Here is a 14955-nt window from a genome sequence, read left to right as displayed (position 1 = left end):
TTTTTTTATTAGCAAAAACAGCGTAAACCCTCACCCATTCGGGCGGGGATATAAGCGGTTGAAGGCGCGAGCCTTCATGGGTTGCTTCTCATAGAGAAGACTGGCAATCACCTCTAGCAATTTTTTGGCTAAAGATTCGGGGCTGGTGGATCGCGTTGAACAGGTAGAAACCCTAGCAGACTTGTAGCATCTGCTCGCGCTTGAAGAAGAGTTGGCGCAACATGATCGACAAATGGAGTCGCACCATCATCCAGCCCACAAAGATGTTCTTCATAGCACCTTCAGGCGTCAAAAAATCACTGCCCCCACTCTAACAACCTCACCTGCAAAATTGTAGTAAGATTTGATCTTTTATCGAGGCAAAATCTGTGTCACCTCCTCCGGCATCCACAAAAAAACCTTCCGGCACATCAGAATTACAACGCTTTCTGGGCGTTTTCCGCTATACCCGCCGCGCCATTGAGCTGGTCTGGCAGACCTCGCGCCGCCTCACCTTTGGTTTAATGCTGCTGACTGTGGTTGCCGGTGTATTGCCCGCGATTGCGGCATATATCGGCAAGCTGATTGTGGATGCGGTGTTACTGGCGATGCAGGTGCATCAGGATACCGGGCTGTTGGAATACCAGCCGCTGCTTAACTATGTACTACTTGAAGCATTGGTGCTGACCTGTATCAGTGCAGCACAACGCGCCACCGCTGCCCATCAGGCACTATTACGGGCGCTGCTGGGTCAGAAGGTTAACGTGATGATTCTGGAGAAGGCTCAGACGCTTTCACTGGCGCAGTTTGAAGATTCTGAATTCTACGACAAACTCACCCGCGCCCGTCGAGAAGCCTCCATACGCCCGCTGGCGCTGGTCAACAAAACCTTCAGCCTGCTGCAAAATGCCATTGCACTGACCAGTTTTGCTTTTCTGCTGGTGCATTTTTCGCCTTGGGCGCTGGTGTTGCTGTTTGTGGGTGCCCTGCCGGTTTTTATTGCTGAAGCCAAGTTCTCCGGTGATGCCTTCCAGATTTTCCGCCGCCGCTCGCCAGAAACTCGCACCCAGATGTATCTGGAAACCGTTATGGCGCGTGAAGACAGCATCAAGGAGGTCAAACTCTTTCAGCTGGGATCACTGCTGCTGGGGCGTTACAAAAGTATTTTTGACACCCTGTTTAAGGAGAACCGCAAACTCATCCTGCGGCGGGAGACCTGGGGGTTTATTCTGGGTCTGCTGGGCACCCTGACCTTTTATGCCGCTTATGCCTGGGTGGTACTGGAAACCGTGCTGGGCAAAATCACCCTGGGCGACATGACCATGTACCTGCTGGTTTTTAAACAGGGGCAGAATGCCGTCAGCGCCAGCCTGACCTCGGTCAGTGGTATGTATGAGGACAACCTCTACCTGTCCAACCTCTATGAATATCTGGAGCAACCCGTGCCGGTTGAATCCGGCCAGATCACCGAAGGGATACAGCCCGGTGACGGGCTGAGATTTGAGCAGGTCAGTTTTACCTACCCCGGCTCTAAACACCCTGCCTTGCAACAAATCAGCCTGCATTTAAAACCCGGCGAAAGCCTGGCGCTGGTGGGTGAAAACGGTTCCGGCAAAACCACCTTGATCAAATTATTGACCCGTCTCTATGATCCTGATGAAGGTCGTATCCTGCTGGATGGCTGCGACCTGAAGGAATGGCACCCCCAGACCCTGCGCCAGCGCATCGGGGTGATTTTTCAGGACTTTGTGCGTTACCAGTTTCTGGTCGGTGAAAACATCGGCATGGGTGATGTAGAAGCCTTCAGTGATGAACCACGCTGGAAAAAAGCCGCAGAGGCCGGCATGGCAGATGATTTTATTCAGCGCATGAGTCAGGGTTATCAAACCCAGCTAGGGCGCTGGTTCAAGGGCGGGCAGGAATTATCCGGTGGGCAGTGGCAAAAAATTGCCCTGTCACGTGCGTTTATGCGAGAAAAAGCCGATATTCTAGTGCTGGATGAACCCACTGCGGCCATGGATGCTGAGGCCGAAGCCCAGATGTTTGAATATTTCAGTCAGCACACCCTCAACAAGATGGCAATTCTGATTTCTCACCGTTTTTCCACGGTGCGTATGGCGGATCAGATTATTTTTATCGAACAGGGACAAATTCTTGAGCGTGGCAGCCACGAACAACTGATGACACTGAATGGCCGTTATGCCCACCTGTTTAACCTGCAGGCCAGCGGTTACCGATGAACTGCAATCTCTGTATAATCTTTGAATATTTTTTAGCTCAGGAACACCCACCATGCTGCTGATGATCGACAATTTTGACAGTTTTACCTTCAACATCGTGCAGTATCTGGCAGAGCTGGGTGCGGAAGTACGGGTAGAGCGTAACAATGCCCTGACCCTGGAGCAGATTGAAGCGATGAATCCCAGCCACCTGGTGATTTCACCCGGCCCCTGCACCCCTAATGAAGCGGGGATTTCCATGGAGGCCATCCGCCACTTTGCTGGAAAACTTCCCATTCTTGGTGTGTGTCTGGGTCATCAGGCGATTGGTCAGGTGTTTGGTGGTCAGGTGGTACGCGCTCCGCAGGTGATGCATGGTAAAGCCTCACTGGTTGAACACACCAACCGTGGTGTGTTCCGTGGCCTCGAAAATCCCCTGTCAGTAATCCGTTACCACTCTTTGGTGGTGGATGAAACCAGCCTGCCGGATTGCCTGGAAGTCACTGCACGAGTGGTTCAGGATGATGTTACTCCCGGCCTGATTATGGGCATCAAACACAAAACTCTGCCCATTGAAGGGGTGCAGTTCCACCCTGAGTCCATCCTGTCCCGTCAGGGTCACGAACTTCTGAAAAACTTCCTGGAGTTATAACATGGATATGAAACAGGCCATTGATGCCGTCACCCGTCGTCAGGATCTGACCCGTGAAGAAATGCGTGCAGTCATGCAGCTCATCATGACGGGGGAAGCCACTGCTTCGCAGATGGGTGGTTTTCTGGTAGGTTTACGCATGAAAGGCGAAACAGTGGCAGAAATCACCGCTGCAGCAGAAGTCATGCGCAAACTGGCTACACCCGTCAGCATCAACTCCAAACACCTGGTGGATATTGTCGGTACCGGTGGTGATGGTGCCAATCTGTTTAACGTATCCACTTGCAGTAGTTTAGTTGTAGCCGCAGCAGGTGGGCAGGTTGCCAAACACGGCAATCGTTCAGTTTCTTCCTCCAGCGGCAGTGCGGATGTACTGGAAGCAGCCGGTGTTAATCTGGCCATCACGCCAGAACAAGTTGCCCGTTGTGTTGAAGAAATTGGTGTCGGTTTTATGTTTGCACCTCAGCACCACAGCGCCATGAAACATGCTGTAGCCCCACGTAAAGAAATGGGTATACGCACATTGTTTAACATCCTTGGCCCGCTGACCAATCCTGCCGGTGCTCAGCATCAGTTGCTGGGTGTTTATACCCCAGAACTAGTCAAGCCATTAGCAGAAGTGCTGGGTAATTTAGGTCTGCAACATGCACTGGTGGTTTGTGGTGAAGACGGGCTGGATGAAATTTCCATTGCTGGTGCCACCCACGTTGCAGAATACCGTGACGGACAACTGACTGAATACACCATCCACCCGGAAGACTTTGGCCTTAAACGCCACTCACTGGATAGCCTGAAGGTAGACTCTGCAGCAGAATCACTGGAGCTGATTCGTCAGGTATTAAAAAACCAGCAGGGTGCCGCACTGGATATGGTGCTGCTGAATGCCGGTGCTGCACTTTATGCCGCAGATATTGCTGACTCCATCATTGAAGGGGTGTCACTGGCGCAGGATGCCATTGCATCCGGTCAGGCTGCCGAAAAACTCAAGGTACTAGTGAACTTTACCCAGAGTCTTGTTACCCAGAATCTGGATACCTAAAACCTTGCCTGACTAAATAGGTTGATCTTAATGCACACCGATACACCCACTATTTTAAAAAACATTGTTGCCCGTAAAGTGCAGGAAGTGGCAGAACGTAGTCAGCGGGTTTCCCTGTCCGATCTACACAAAAAAGCTGCACAGGCTGACACACCGCGCGGTTTTACCCAGGCACTGCTGAACAAAGCGGCCAAGGGTATTCCTGCAGTGATTGCCGAGATCAAAAAAGCCTCTCCCAGCAAGGGTATACTGCGTGAAGATTTTATTCCTGCCGAAATCGCCCAGCGTTATGAAGCCTGCGGTGCGGCATGCTTATCCGTTTTGACTGACAAGGACTTTTTTCAGGGACATGAAGACTACCTGCAACAAGCCCGTGAGGCTTGTCATCTACCGGTCATCCGCAAGGACTTTATTATTGATGCGTATCAGGTGATGGAAGCGCGTGCCATCAATGCTGACTGCATTCTGTTGATTGCTGCCTGCCTGAATGATGAAAAAATGAGTGAACTGAATCTGCTGGCTCATGAGCTGGGTATGGATGTACTGATTGAGGTACACAACAAGGCAGAGCTGGATCGCGCATTAAAACTACCTAACCGCATCATTGGCATCAACAACCGCGATCTGCACAGTTTTGAAGTGAAGTTACAACACACCTGGGATCTGTTGCCACATATCCCCGAAGATCGTCTGGTCATCACCGAAAGTGGCATTCTTCATCGTGATGATGTGAGTGCCATGCAACAACATCAGGTAAACGCGTTTCTGGTGGGTGAAGCTTTTATGCGGGCGGAAGACCCCGGGCTAGCATTAAAAGGTCTGTTTTTTGAGTAAATAGAATCAAGTTTTTTTGTGATAAACAGGACGCAAGGTTGGGTCACGGATGACCAGGCTTTTACCTTCGGCTTCAACCAGGCCTTTTTCTTCCAGATCCTTTAACACCCGACCGGACATCTCACGAGAACAACCCACCAATTGGGCGATTTCCTGACGAGTAATACGCACCATCATACCTTCTGGATGGGTCATGGCATCCGGTTGTCTTGCCAGTTCCAACAAAATGCGAGCAACTCGCCCGGTCACATCCAGAAAAGCCAGATCCCCAACTTTTTGTGTAGTCGCACGAAGCCGTACAGCCAACTGATTACCCAGTAAAAACCACAGGCTCTGCTGCTCACGGCATAGAGATAAAAAACGCTCGTAACTCATCTCCGCCACTTCACAATCCGTTTTGGCTCTGACCCAGGCACTGCGACGGCTGATTTCATCAAACAGCCCCAGCTCACCAAAAAAATCGCCCTTGTTCAGGTAGGAGATGATCATTTCCCGCCCTTGCTCATCTTCGATATACACCGCCACACTGCCTTTAATGATGTAGTGGATGGAATGAGCATCTTCGCCTGCATGAATCACCAGCGCCCGTTTGCTGTATTTACGTTTGTGCGCCTGCTCCAGAAACACCTGTAAAGCAGACTGCCGGACATCAGCATAGGGCGAACTCATGCATTTAACTCCTTGTTAACAGAACACTAACGAAATCCCATTAAAGCATTATCAATGTTAAGATTGAAGGTATATCAACGGAGATTAAACCATGCAAGCAAAAATCAAGTGGACAGACGGTGTACAGTTTGTTGCCGAATCAGGTACCGGTCATGCTGTAGTGGTTGATGGCCCACCCGACTCTGGTGGACGTAATACCGGCCCTCGCCCGATGGAGTTATTACTGATGGGACTGGGTGCCTGCAGCAGTTATGACGTGGTCACCATCCTGAAAAAATCGCGTCAGGAACTGGTGGACTGTTTTACCGATGTACAGGCCGAACGGGTGGATGCCATTCCAGCTGTATTCAGCAAAATTCACCTGCACTTTTTGATCAAAGGCAAGGATCTAAAAGCAGCACAGGTTGAACGAGCGGTAAGACTTTCGGCAGAAAAATACTGCTCAGCATCCATCATGCTGGGCAATGCCGGTGTGGAAATCACCCACAGCCATGAAGTGATTGAGGTTTAACAGAGTTTTTCTCAGCAGCCAGACAAAAGGCCAGCGATTGCTGGCCTTTTGTTTTTAACTGCTAGACAACTCAAGAAAACGTCAGTGGACGCTCACCCTGCTCATCACGAATACAGGTGGGTAAACCCATCTGGTTCAGCAGATCCAGGAAAGGATAGGGTGGTAATTCTTCAACGTTGACCATTTTTTGTACATCCCAGACACCCTGAGCAATCAGGATGGCGGCAGCTACTGCAGGTACACCAGCGGTATAAGAAATACCCTGTGAACCCACTTCGTCATAGGCTTCTTTATGATCGGCTACGTTGTAGATAAAGACTTCGCGTTCCTTACCGTCTTTTTTACCCTTCACCAGATTACCGATGCAGGTTTTGCCAGTGTAGGTCGGCGCCAGTGAAGAAGGATCTGGCAGAACGGCCTTCACAACCTTGAGCGGCACCACTTCCTGACCTTCGGCTGTTTTGATCGGTTGTTCTGACAAAAGCCCCAGGCTGTTCAGTACGGTGAATACATTGATGTAATGCTCACCAAAACCCATCCAGAAACGGATATTGGGTACATCCAGATTTTTTGACAGTGAGTGGATTTCATCATGACCGGTCATATAGCTGGTCTGTTCACCCACCACAGGCAGCATATCCGTACGTTTAACTTCAAACATCTTGTTGCTGGTCCACTCACGGTTCTGCCAGGACCAGACTTGACCGGTGAACTCACGGAAATTGATTTCCGGATCAAAGTTGGTGGCAAAATAATGTCCGTGACTGCCCGCGTTGATATCAATGATGTCGATGGAATCAATGGAATCAAAGTAGTCCTGCTGCGCCAGCGCGGCAAAAGCATTCACTACACCGGGATCAAAACCTACACCCAGAATAGCGGTGGTTTTGCTGTTTTCACATTCCTGCTGACGCTTCCATTCATAGTTGCCATACCAGGGTGGAGTTTCACAAATCCTGGAAGGATCTTCATGAATAGCGGTATCCAGATAGGCCGTACCCGTGACCGTGCAGGCACTGAGTACGGACATATTAACGAAGGCTGATCCTACGTTAATGACGATCTGAGACTGGGTTTCCCTGATCAGGGAGGCAGTGGCTTCAACATCCAGAGCATCCAAAGCGTAACTCCGAATCTGACCGGCCACCTTCATACTGCCTTTTTCCTCTACGCTTTTGGCGATGGCTTCACACTTTTCCAGTGTTCTTGAGGCAAGCGCAATATTGCCGAGAATATCGTTATGCTGTGCACATTTATGAGCAACAACCTGCGCGACACCTCCGGCACCAATAATCAGAACGTTTTTTTTCATTTCCAGACATCACTCCACTTTTCAGGCGGTTCAAGCAGGGGCTCAGGAGAGCCCCTGCACAAAGTCGTCGTAGCAAAACTCCTTCACGAGCTCCACACGACCATCCAGTTGCTTGATAACAATTGCGGGCATTTTCACACCGTTAAACCAGTTCTTTTTTACCATGGTGTAACCGGCCGCATCCTGAAAGGACAGCCGATCACCAATTTGCAGCGGTTGTTCAAAACGGAACTCACCAAAAATATCCCCGGCCAGGCAAGACTTACCACACACCATCACCTCATGCTCACCCTGATTGGGCAACAATTTGGCATTCTGGCGATAAATCAGCAGATCCAGCATGTGGGCTTCAATCGAGCTGTCCACTATCGCCAGATGCTTGCCATTAAACAGCGTGTCCAGCACCGTCACTTCCAGCGTGGTGGAGTTGGTGATAGCGGCTTCACCCGGCTCAAGGTAGACCTGTACCCCCCAGGTTTCAGCAAAGCTTTTTAAACGGGCACAAAAGGCTTCCAGTGGATAACCTTCTCCGGTGAAGTGGATGCCACCACCCAGACTCACCCAACTAACCTGCTTCAGCAGCTCACCAAAACGCGCTTCGATGCGGCTGAGCAGCTGATCGAACAGTTCAAAATTGCTGTTCTCACAATTATTGTGAAACATAAAACCGCTGATCTGATCCATCACCTCGGCAATTTTTGCCGGATCCTGCTCACCTAAGCGACTGTGCGGACGTGCCGGATCGGCCAGAATAAATTCGGAGCTGCTGACACCGGGGTTCACTCGCAAACCACGGACATGACCTGCTGAAACAGCAGCAAAACGTTGCAGCTGTCCTATCGAGTTAAAGATCACCTTGTCGCTATTCTGCAACACCTCTTCGATTTCATCATCCGCATAAGCCACACTGTAGGCATGCGTTTCCCCGGCGAATTTTTCGCGCCCGAGTTTCACTTCATAGAGGGAAGAAGAGGTGGTGCCATCCATGTAGTCCTGCATCAGATCAAACACGGACCAGGTGGCAAAACACTTCAGCGCCAGTAGCGCCTTGGCTCCAGACAACTGACGAACCTTGGCAATTTTTTCCAGGTTCTTCAGCAGCTGTGTTTTATCGATCAGGTAATAGGGCGTTTTGAGCATGTCTGGCCTCTTACCTGATCCAGCAGTTCTTGCTGAATCAGGGTCGGTTGTTAACAAAACGCGCGATTATATACGATAAACGCTCTTGGTCATCACCTTCGACACCAGAGTCATGACTTTCTTGACCGGAGTCGGGAATTCGACCCCACCGGCAGCCAGTGCCCAGTCAGCATGATGGGCTTCATCCACATGCATCTGGCGCAGAATGGCACGAGACCGTTCATCCTGTGGTGGCAAGGCTTCGAAGTGCTCTTCCAGATGTTTACACACCTGATCTTCCGTAGCGGCCACAAAACCCAGGCTGTATTTGTCACCTGCCAGACCGGCTGCGGCACCAATCCCAAAGGACAGACCGTAAAACAGTGGATTTAATACACTGGTGTGACTGTCCAGCTCCTGCAGACGCTGATCACACCAAGCCAGGTGGTCAATTTCTTCTTGCGCGGCCTGATTCATCTGCTCGCGCACCTCGGCCAGCTTGGCTGTTAAAGCCTGCCCCTGATACAACGCCTGAGCACAGACTTCGCCGGTATGGTTGATACGCATCAAGCCAGCAGCATGAACCCGTTCTGCTTCATCCATATCCGGCTGTTCGTGCGCCAGCGCCGGATTAGGACGATAGGGTTGTGCTGCTTGCGGTACCAGAGTCCGCAGCAGGGTGTCGAACTGGCCAATCACACGATCAGCCAGATTTTCCTGTCTTGTCAGGGACATTTCACCTCCATCAAACGGTCTGGATGTCAGGCCACACTGAGTTGTTTCAGGGTATGGCGAGCAATCATTTTTTCTTCATTGGTGGGGATGGCAAACACCTTTACCCGGCTGTCATCAGCAGAGATCAGGTATTCATTGGCCTGGTTACGCTGTGCATCCAGTTTCATGCCCAGCCAAGCATTCTGCTCCACCACGGCTGCCCGCAGATCAGCGTCATTTTCGCCCACGCCACCAGTGAATACAAACACATCCACACCACCCATTGCAGCGGCCAGTGAGCCAGTTTCGCGGGCAATACGATAGACAAACATATCAATCGCTGCTTTTGCTAAGGGATCATCCGACTGCTTGAGGGTCAGCATTTCTGAAGAAATACCGCCGGACATACCGTACCAGCCACACTCTTTATACAAGAAATTTTCCAGCGCCTTGGCATCCAGCCCTTTTTCCTGCATCAGGTATAACAGCACGCCCGGATCGAGCTGGCCGGAGCGAGTGCCCATTGGCAGACCTTCCACCGCAGTGAAACCCATGGTGGATGCACGGCTTTTACCCTGCACCATGGCACACATGGAGCTGCCTGCACCCAGATGTGCCACCAGCATTTTCTGCTGAGCCAGATCACGATCCAGTCGCATCAGCTTGTCATGGATGTATTCATAAGACAGACCATGAAAACCATAACGACGCACACCTTCTTCGGTCAACTTGCGCGGAATGGCAAACTCGCGTGCCACCACCGGAATGCTGCTGTGGAAAGCTGTATCAAAACAGGCCACCTGCGGGCAATTCGGCAGAAACTCACGACACAGGTGAATCAGCTTGAGGTTATACGGCTGATGCAGCGGTGCCAGCGGGATCAGGGTTTCCAGAAACTCCAGAACCGATGAATCCACCACCACTGGGCTGGAATAACGATCACCGCCATGCACCACCCGATGACCCACCCAGGCCACCTGATAATGCGGAGTGTTTTTCTCAATCCAGTCCAGCACCACTTTTAATGCGTGAGCATGGGCTTGCTGATGCGCCACATCCAGCTGTTCGGCACTCAGGGTTTCCTTATCGACCGGCACCCCATCCGGGTTTTCGCTGTGGTCATAGATTTCCAGTCGGGCGGGGCCGGCCAGATTGGCTACCTTGACACGAAAATGCTGGGTGACTTCTTCACCGCGCACATCAAACAGTGAACATTTCAGGCTGGAAGAACCTGCATTAACAATCAGCACCATATCGGTTTTTGCAGTCATGAATTACTCCAGGCGACCCAGTTTACGTGCCACCATCACTGCCACAGCACAGGACGACAAGCGCTCCAGAGATTTGGCAGCACGGCTGGTGAGAATAATCGGAACCCGCGCACCCATCACAATACCTGCGGCCTTGGCATTGGCCAGATACTGCAGCTGTTTGGCAAACATGTTGCCGGACTCAAGATCGGGAGCCATCAGGATATCCACATCACCGGGAACCGGAGACTTGATACCTTTATCCAAAGCAGCTTCCAGCGAGATGGCATTATCAAACGCCAGCGGGCCATCCACGATGGCACCGGTCAGCTGACCACGATCCATCATTTTGCACAGCGCCGCGGCATCCAATGTGGATTGAATATTGGGTTTAACCTTTTCTACGGCAGACAGAATGGCAGCCTTCGGCAACTCTACACCCAGCGCATGAGCACAATCGATGGCGTTCTGCAGAATATCGCGCTTATCCATCAGATTTGGTGCAATGTTGATGGCTGCATCGGTAATAAACAGGGTTTTGTGGTAACTGGGCACGTCCATAACAAAGACGTGGGACAGGCGGCTTTCAGTACGCAGGCCACCAGTTTTGGACACCACAGCTCCCAGCAGTTCGGCGGTACCCAGAGAACCTTTCATCAGCGCATGAACTTCACCACAGAAGGCCATCCGTACTGATCTTTCTGCTGACTCATGGCTGTGTTCGGTATTAATGATCACGTAATCATGCAGATCCAGCCCACCCTGTTCCGCCACGGCGCGGATTTTTTTCTCGGGCCCGACCAGGTAAGGGATAATGATATTGGCTTCAGCGGCCTCAATTGCACCTTGTAAACTATTGATGTCGGCTGGATGAACAACCGCTGTAGGAACCGGTGGTGCATCCTTGGCCTGCTGCAGAATACTTTCCAGCTGAAAATGTTTTACATCCTTTACTTCTAGAGCATGGGGAGCCAGCACTTTCTTGATTGCGTCATTCATGATTCCAGTGTTCCTCTTAATATTGAAAATTCCGTTGATTGCAGCAACCAGCCTGACATGGGTCTGCGACTTTAATCTGACAGAGTTTTGTCAGTCCTGTTTCAGTGCATTAACTCAACCCGGCGGCCAGGTCAGGCTGCGACCGGCCAGTAGATGCATGTGAATATGCCATACCGTCTGACCAGCATCTTCATTACAGTTCATCACCACACGGTAACCCGCTTCAGCAAAGCCCAATTCTTTAGCCAGTTTTGCCGCGGTAACCTGCAAGCGGCCTACCAACGCAGCATCACCTTCTTCCAGATCATTCAAGGTGGTGATGTGGCGTTTGGGGATCACCAGCAGATGAATCGGTGCTTTGGGATCTATGTCATGAAACGCAATCACCTGATCATCTTCATAAGCAATTTTTGCCGGTATCTCACGCTTGACCAGTTTGCAAAAAATACAATCGTCCATCAGATCACCTTTTATTCTTGGCTTTTATGTCAAGGGGTTATTTTTCAAGGAATTGCAGCTTATCTGTTTTGCCATCCCATTCAGCAGCATCCGGCAAAGGATCTTTTTTCTCAGCAAGATTATGCCAGACCTCTGCCAGCTCTGCATTGAGCTGGATATAGTCTTCCATGCCTGACGGCACTTCATCTTCAGAAAAAATGGCACCGGCAGGACATTCAGGTTCACACAGAGCACAGTCGATACACTCATCCGGGTGAATCACCAGAAAGTTAGGACCCTCATAAAAACAATCCACAGGGCAGACTTCCACACAGTCGGTATATTTGCAGCGAATACAGTTATCAGTAACAACAAAGGTCACCAGAGGCTCCTTGATTCATGAAAAATTATTCAGCAGGTTGATGACCATTCTAATCACCCTGGCAGGATTTTTCAGCTTTTCAGGCTTCGGCCTGCTTTTTAAGGCGATACAACAGCTCCAACGCCTGTTTTGGGGTCAGATCATCCGGTGCCAATTTTTTAATTTCTTCCACCAGCGGGTGAGGTTGCAGGGCAAACAAATCAGCTTGCAAGGGCTGGGTTCCAGCTGCTGACTTCATCACCGCCGCTGGTTCCTGTACCTGAGCTGCACTGGTCTGGCGCTGCAACACTTCTTGCTGCTCCAGTGCTCTCAGCCTTTCTCTGGCTCGATCAATCACCGCCCCTGGCACCCCAGCCAAGCGTGCCACCTGCAAACCGTAACTCTGGCTGGCAGGGCCTGGCTCCACCTTGTGCATAAAAATCAGCTGGTCGCCATATTCACTGGCAGATAAGTGGACATTGGCTACGCCGGGTAGTTCATCAGCCAGGGTGGTCAGTTCAAAATAGTGGGTGGCAAACAAAGTCCAGGCACCCAGTTGTGCCAGTTCTTCCGCACAGGCACAGGCCAGCGATAGGCCGTCAAAGGTACTGGTGCCTCGCCCAACCTCATCCATTAGCACCAGACTTTGGGCTGTGGCGTTATGCAGGATATTGGCGGTTTCGGTCATCTCCACCATAAAAGTGGAGCGCCCCGATGCCAGATCATCAGAAGCACCAATACGAGTGAAAATACGATCCACTGGACCGATCTGTGCCTCACTGGCGGGAACCGCTGAACCCAGATGGGCCAGCAAGGTGATCAAGGCCACCTGCCGCATAAAAGTGGACTTACCACCCATATTGGGGCCAGTGATAATCAGCATTCGGGTGGCTGGATCAAAACTCAGATCATTGGCAACAAAAGGATCAGTCACCACCTGCTCCACCACCGGATGGCGGCCTTCCACAATACGGATGCCCTGCTCTTCTGTCAGCTGTGGTAAACACCAGTTCAGGGTCTGGGCGCGTTCTGCCAGGTTCTGCAGCACATCCAGCTCCGCCAGTGCAGCGGAAGTCTGTTGCAGGCTGACAAGGTGTTCGTTCAGCAGATCCAGCAGACCTTCATACAACAACTTCTCACGCGCCAGCGCACGACTCTGACTGGAGAGGGCTTTGTCTTCAAAGATTTTTAACTCAGGGGTGATAAAACGCTCGGCATTTTTTAAGGTCTGACGCCGCTGGTATTCCACCGGAGCCTGATCCGACTGGGCACGGCTGATCTCGATGTAATAACCATGCACACGGTTATAACCCACCTTGAGGGTAGAAAGGCCAGTACGTGCTTTTTCCTGCTCTTCCAGCTTTAACAGAAAACCACCGGCGTTTTCGCGCAAGGCACGCAGCTCATCCAGCTCGGCATCATAAGCGGTGGCAATCACCCCACCATCACGGATAATAACCGGCGGATTTTCAATCAAGGCACAACGCAACTGCTCTGCCAGTTCTGGCAGTGGCTCAATCCGTTGATTTAATGCCTGCAACAAAGGGGCTTCCAGGTTTTGCAGGCTGGTTTGCAACTGCGGCAGACACAGCAGTGCATCCTTTAGACGTGATAAATCTCTGGGGCGAGCAGAACGCAACGCCACCCGTGCCAGTATCCGCTCCAGATCCCCGATGGATTTAAGCACCGGCTGTAACTCCAGCTCAAACAGCTGCTGTTGCAACTCATGGATGGCCTGCTGCCTTTGCAACAACACTCCCCGATGACGCAGCGGACGATGCAACCAGCGACGCAATAGGCGAGAACCCATGGGTGTAGCGGTTTCATCCAGCACCGACATCAGGGTGTAAGTCTGACCACCAGACAGGTTGGTATCCAGCTCTAAATTACGGCGACTGGCAGCATCCAGCAGCAGGGCTTCGTCTTCTTCTTCCAGCAACAATGAACGCAAATGTGGCAGGCTGGATTTTTGTGTGTCCTGGGCATACTGCAACAGTGCACCAGCAGCAGCCAGTGCGGGGTTTAGCTGATCACAACCAAAGCCGCGTAAATCTTGCACGGCAAACTGCTGGCAGAGTTTACGTACCGCAGTTTCACGATCAAACTGCCAAGGCGGCAAACGCCGCAAGCCCCGTACTTGCCCCCACTCACCCGGCAAACTCAGGAGTTCATCCACCAGCAACTCGGAAGGCGCCAGACGTGCCAGAGCGGATTCCAACTGCTCTACACCCTGCACCTCCGACACCACAAAACGACCACTGGCCAGATCCAGACTGGCAAGACCCCAGGTTGCATCCTGACGACCCACAGCCACCAGCAGATTATCGCGGCGTTCATCCAGCAAGGCCTCATCAGTTAATGTGCCGGGCGTGACTACCCGCACTACTTGGCGCTCCACTGGCCCTTTACTGGTCGCTGGATCACCAACTTGCTCACAAATAGCCACCGACAAACCGGCACGCACCAGTTTTGCCAGATACCCCTCCGCAGCATGATAAGGAATACCTGCCATCGGAATCGGCTCACCACCGGAACTGCCTCGCTGGGTCAGTGTGATATCCAGCAGCCGCGACGCCTCACGGGCATCATCAAAAAACAGCTCGTAAAAATCACCCATGCGATAAAACAGCAATGAATCGGGATATTCCCGCTTGATCTTCAAAAACTGCTGCATCATCGGGGTATGACTGGAAAAATCTTCCGCGACCATTAATCACTTACCAAGCTAAAAGTTAAATTTTTCAAGGGATTACCTAAGCCAGCCCAACAACAACCAGCCGACGGCACTAACCGGCACATCGGGTAAAAAACTTTATGGAAGGGAGTCTAACAGAGCAGATGCCTAACGGCATCTTGTGG

At 51.4% G+C, this 14955-nt stretch carries 14 protein-coding genes; 5 read left to right on the top strand and 9 right to left on the bottom strand.

What is annotated here, in order from left to right:
* Positions 1-368 precede the first annotated feature (368 nt).
* The 4 genes from IBX50_RS10725 to trpC are packed head-to-tail and all read left to right on the top strand — an operon-like array spanning position 369 to position 4723.
* On the top strand, positions 369-2219 hold the full coding sequence (locus IBX50_RS10725; RefSeq protein ID WP_292255752.1) for an ABC transporter ATP-binding protein: 1851 nt from the start codon (positions 369-371) through the stop codon (positions 2217-2219).
* 52 nt (positions 2220-2271) lie between these two features.
* Positions 2272-2850, top strand: a complete 579-nt coding sequence (locus IBX50_RS10720) for an aminodeoxychorismate/anthranilate synthase component II (protein WP_292255750.1) — start codon at positions 2272-2274, stop codon at positions 2848-2850.
* Position 2851: 1 nt separating this feature from the next.
* Positions 2852-3889 carry an anthranilate phosphoribosyltransferase gene (trpD, locus tag IBX50_RS10715; protein WP_292255748.1) on the top strand — a complete coding sequence of 346 codons (1038 nt, stop codon included), beginning with the start codon at positions 2852-2854 and terminating at the stop codon, positions 3887-3889.
* 30 nt (positions 3890-3919) lie between these two features.
* Positions 3920-4723 (top strand): indole-3-glycerol phosphate synthase TrpC, encoded by an 804-nt coding sequence (gene trpC, locus IBX50_RS10710; protein WP_292255746.1) that lies wholly within the window; start codon positions 3920-3922, stop codon positions 4721-4723.
* Between the two features lie 6 nt (positions 4724-4729).
* Here trpC and crp read toward each other — a convergent pair whose 3' ends face one another.
* Positions 4730-5392 (bottom strand): cAMP-activated global transcriptional regulator CRP, encoded by a 663-nt coding sequence (gene crp, locus IBX50_RS10705; RefSeq protein WP_292255744.1) that lies wholly within the window; start codon positions 5390-5392, stop codon positions 4730-4732.
* Between the two features lie 91 nt (positions 5393-5483).
* On the opposite strand from crp, the gene IBX50_RS10700 reads away from it, so the two are divergent.
* Positions 5484-5903 (top strand): OsmC family protein, encoded by a 420-nt coding sequence (locus IBX50_RS10700; protein WP_292255742.1) that lies wholly within the window; start codon positions 5484-5486, stop codon positions 5901-5903.
* Between the two features lie 70 nt (positions 5904-5973).
* Here the strand turns inward: IBX50_RS10700 and IBX50_RS10695 are convergent, their stop codons facing one another.
* The 8 genes from IBX50_RS10695 to mutS form a co-directional block, all read right to left on the bottom strand.
* A complete protein-coding gene (locus IBX50_RS10695; RefSeq protein WP_292255740.1) occupies positions 5974-7215 on the bottom strand; it encodes a saccharopine dehydrogenase family protein in 1242 nt (413 codons plus the stop codon).
* A 42-nt stretch (positions 7216-7257) separates the two neighbouring features.
* Complete coding sequence (locus IBX50_RS10690; protein WP_292255739.1) at positions 7258-8355, bottom strand: carboxynorspermidine decarboxylase; 1098 nt, start codon at positions 8353-8355, stop codon at positions 7258-7260.
* A 66-nt stretch (positions 8356-8421) separates the two neighbouring features.
* Positions 8422-9069 carry a 2-polyprenyl-3-methyl-6-methoxy-1,4-benzoquinone monooxygenase gene (gene coq7, locus IBX50_RS10685; protein ID WP_366930710.1) on the bottom strand — a complete coding sequence of 216 codons (648 nt, stop codon included), beginning with the start codon at positions 9067-9069 and terminating at the stop codon, positions 8422-8424.
* A 26-nt stretch (positions 9070-9095) separates the two neighbouring features.
* A complete protein-coding gene (locus IBX50_RS10680) occupies positions 9096-10319 on the bottom strand; it encodes an acetate/propionate family kinase (protein ID WP_292255737.1) in 1224 nt (407 codons plus the stop codon).
* A gap of 3 nt (positions 10320-10322) precedes the next feature.
* Positions 10323-11297 (bottom strand): bifunctional enoyl-CoA hydratase/phosphate acetyltransferase, encoded by a 975-nt coding sequence (locus IBX50_RS10675; protein WP_292255736.1) that lies wholly within the window; start codon positions 11295-11297, stop codon positions 10323-10325.
* A 114-nt stretch (positions 11298-11411) separates the two neighbouring features.
* On the bottom strand, positions 11412-11756 hold the full coding sequence (locus IBX50_RS10670) for a histidine triad nucleotide-binding protein (protein WP_292255735.1): 345 nt from the start codon (positions 11754-11756) through the stop codon (positions 11412-11414).
* Between the two features lie 37 nt (positions 11757-11793).
* Positions 11794-12117, bottom strand: a complete 324-nt coding sequence (gene fdxA, locus IBX50_RS10665; RefSeq protein ID WP_292255733.1) for a ferredoxin FdxA — start codon at positions 12115-12117, stop codon at positions 11794-11796.
* Positions 12118-12196: 79 nt separating this feature from the next.
* Positions 12197-14806 (bottom strand): DNA mismatch repair protein MutS, encoded by a 2610-nt coding sequence (gene mutS / locus IBX50_RS10660; protein WP_292255732.1) that lies wholly within the window; start codon positions 14804-14806, stop codon positions 12197-12199.
* Between the last annotated feature and the right edge of the window lie 149 nt (positions 14807-14955).

Source organism: Marinospirillum sp., assembly GCF_014859565.1.
The sequence above is the reverse complement of the archived record's forward strand: the minus strand, read 5'-3'. Positions and strand labels throughout refer to the sequence as shown.

What these genes read in the sequence shown, in the direction of transcription:
- IBX50_RS10720 (WP_292255750.1), top strand. Translation starts at nt 2,272, where the DNA reads ATGCTGCTGATGATCGACAATTTTGACAGTTTTACCTTCAACATCGTG.
- trpD (WP_292255748.1), top strand. Translation starts at nt 2,852, where the DNA reads ATGGATATGAAACAGGCCATTGATGCCGTCACCCGTCGTCAGGATCTG.
- trpC (WP_292255746.1), top strand. Translation starts at nt 3,920, where the DNA reads ATGCACACCGATACACCCACTATTTTAAAAAACATTGTTGCCCGTAAA.
- crp (WP_292255744.1), bottom strand. Translation starts at nt 5,392, where the DNA reads ATGAGTTCGCCCTATGCTGATGTCCGGCAGTCTGCTTTACAGGTGTTT.
- IBX50_RS10700 (WP_292255742.1), top strand. Translation starts at nt 5,484, where the DNA reads ATGCAAGCAAAAATCAAGTGGACAGACGGTGTACAGTTTGTTGCCGAA.
- IBX50_RS10695 (WP_292255740.1), bottom strand. Translation starts at nt 7,215, where the DNA reads ATGAAAAAAAACGTTCTGATTATTGGTGCCGGAGGTGTCGCGCAGGTT.
- IBX50_RS10690 (WP_292255739.1), bottom strand. Translation starts at nt 8,355, where the DNA reads ATGCTCAAAACGCCCTATTACCTGATCGATAAAACACAGCTGCTGAAG.
- coq7 (WP_366930710.1), bottom strand. Translation starts at nt 9,069, where the DNA reads ATGTCCCTGACAAGACAGGAAAATCTGGCTGATCGTGTGATTGGCCAG.
- IBX50_RS10680 (WP_292255737.1), bottom strand. Translation starts at nt 10,319, where the DNA reads ATGACTGCAAAAACCGATATGGTGCTGATTGTTAATGCAGGTTCTTCC.
- IBX50_RS10675 (WP_292255736.1), bottom strand. Translation starts at nt 11,297, where the DNA reads ATGAATGACGCAATCAAGAAAGTGCTGGCTCCCCATGCTCTAGAAGTA.
- IBX50_RS10670 (WP_292255735.1), bottom strand. Translation starts at nt 11,756, where the DNA reads ATGGACGATTGTATTTTTTGCAAACTGGTCAAGCGTGAGATACCGGCA.
- mutS (WP_292255732.1), bottom strand. Translation starts at nt 14,806, where the DNA reads ATGGTCGCGGAAGATTTTTCCAGTCATACCCCGATGATGCAGCAGTTT.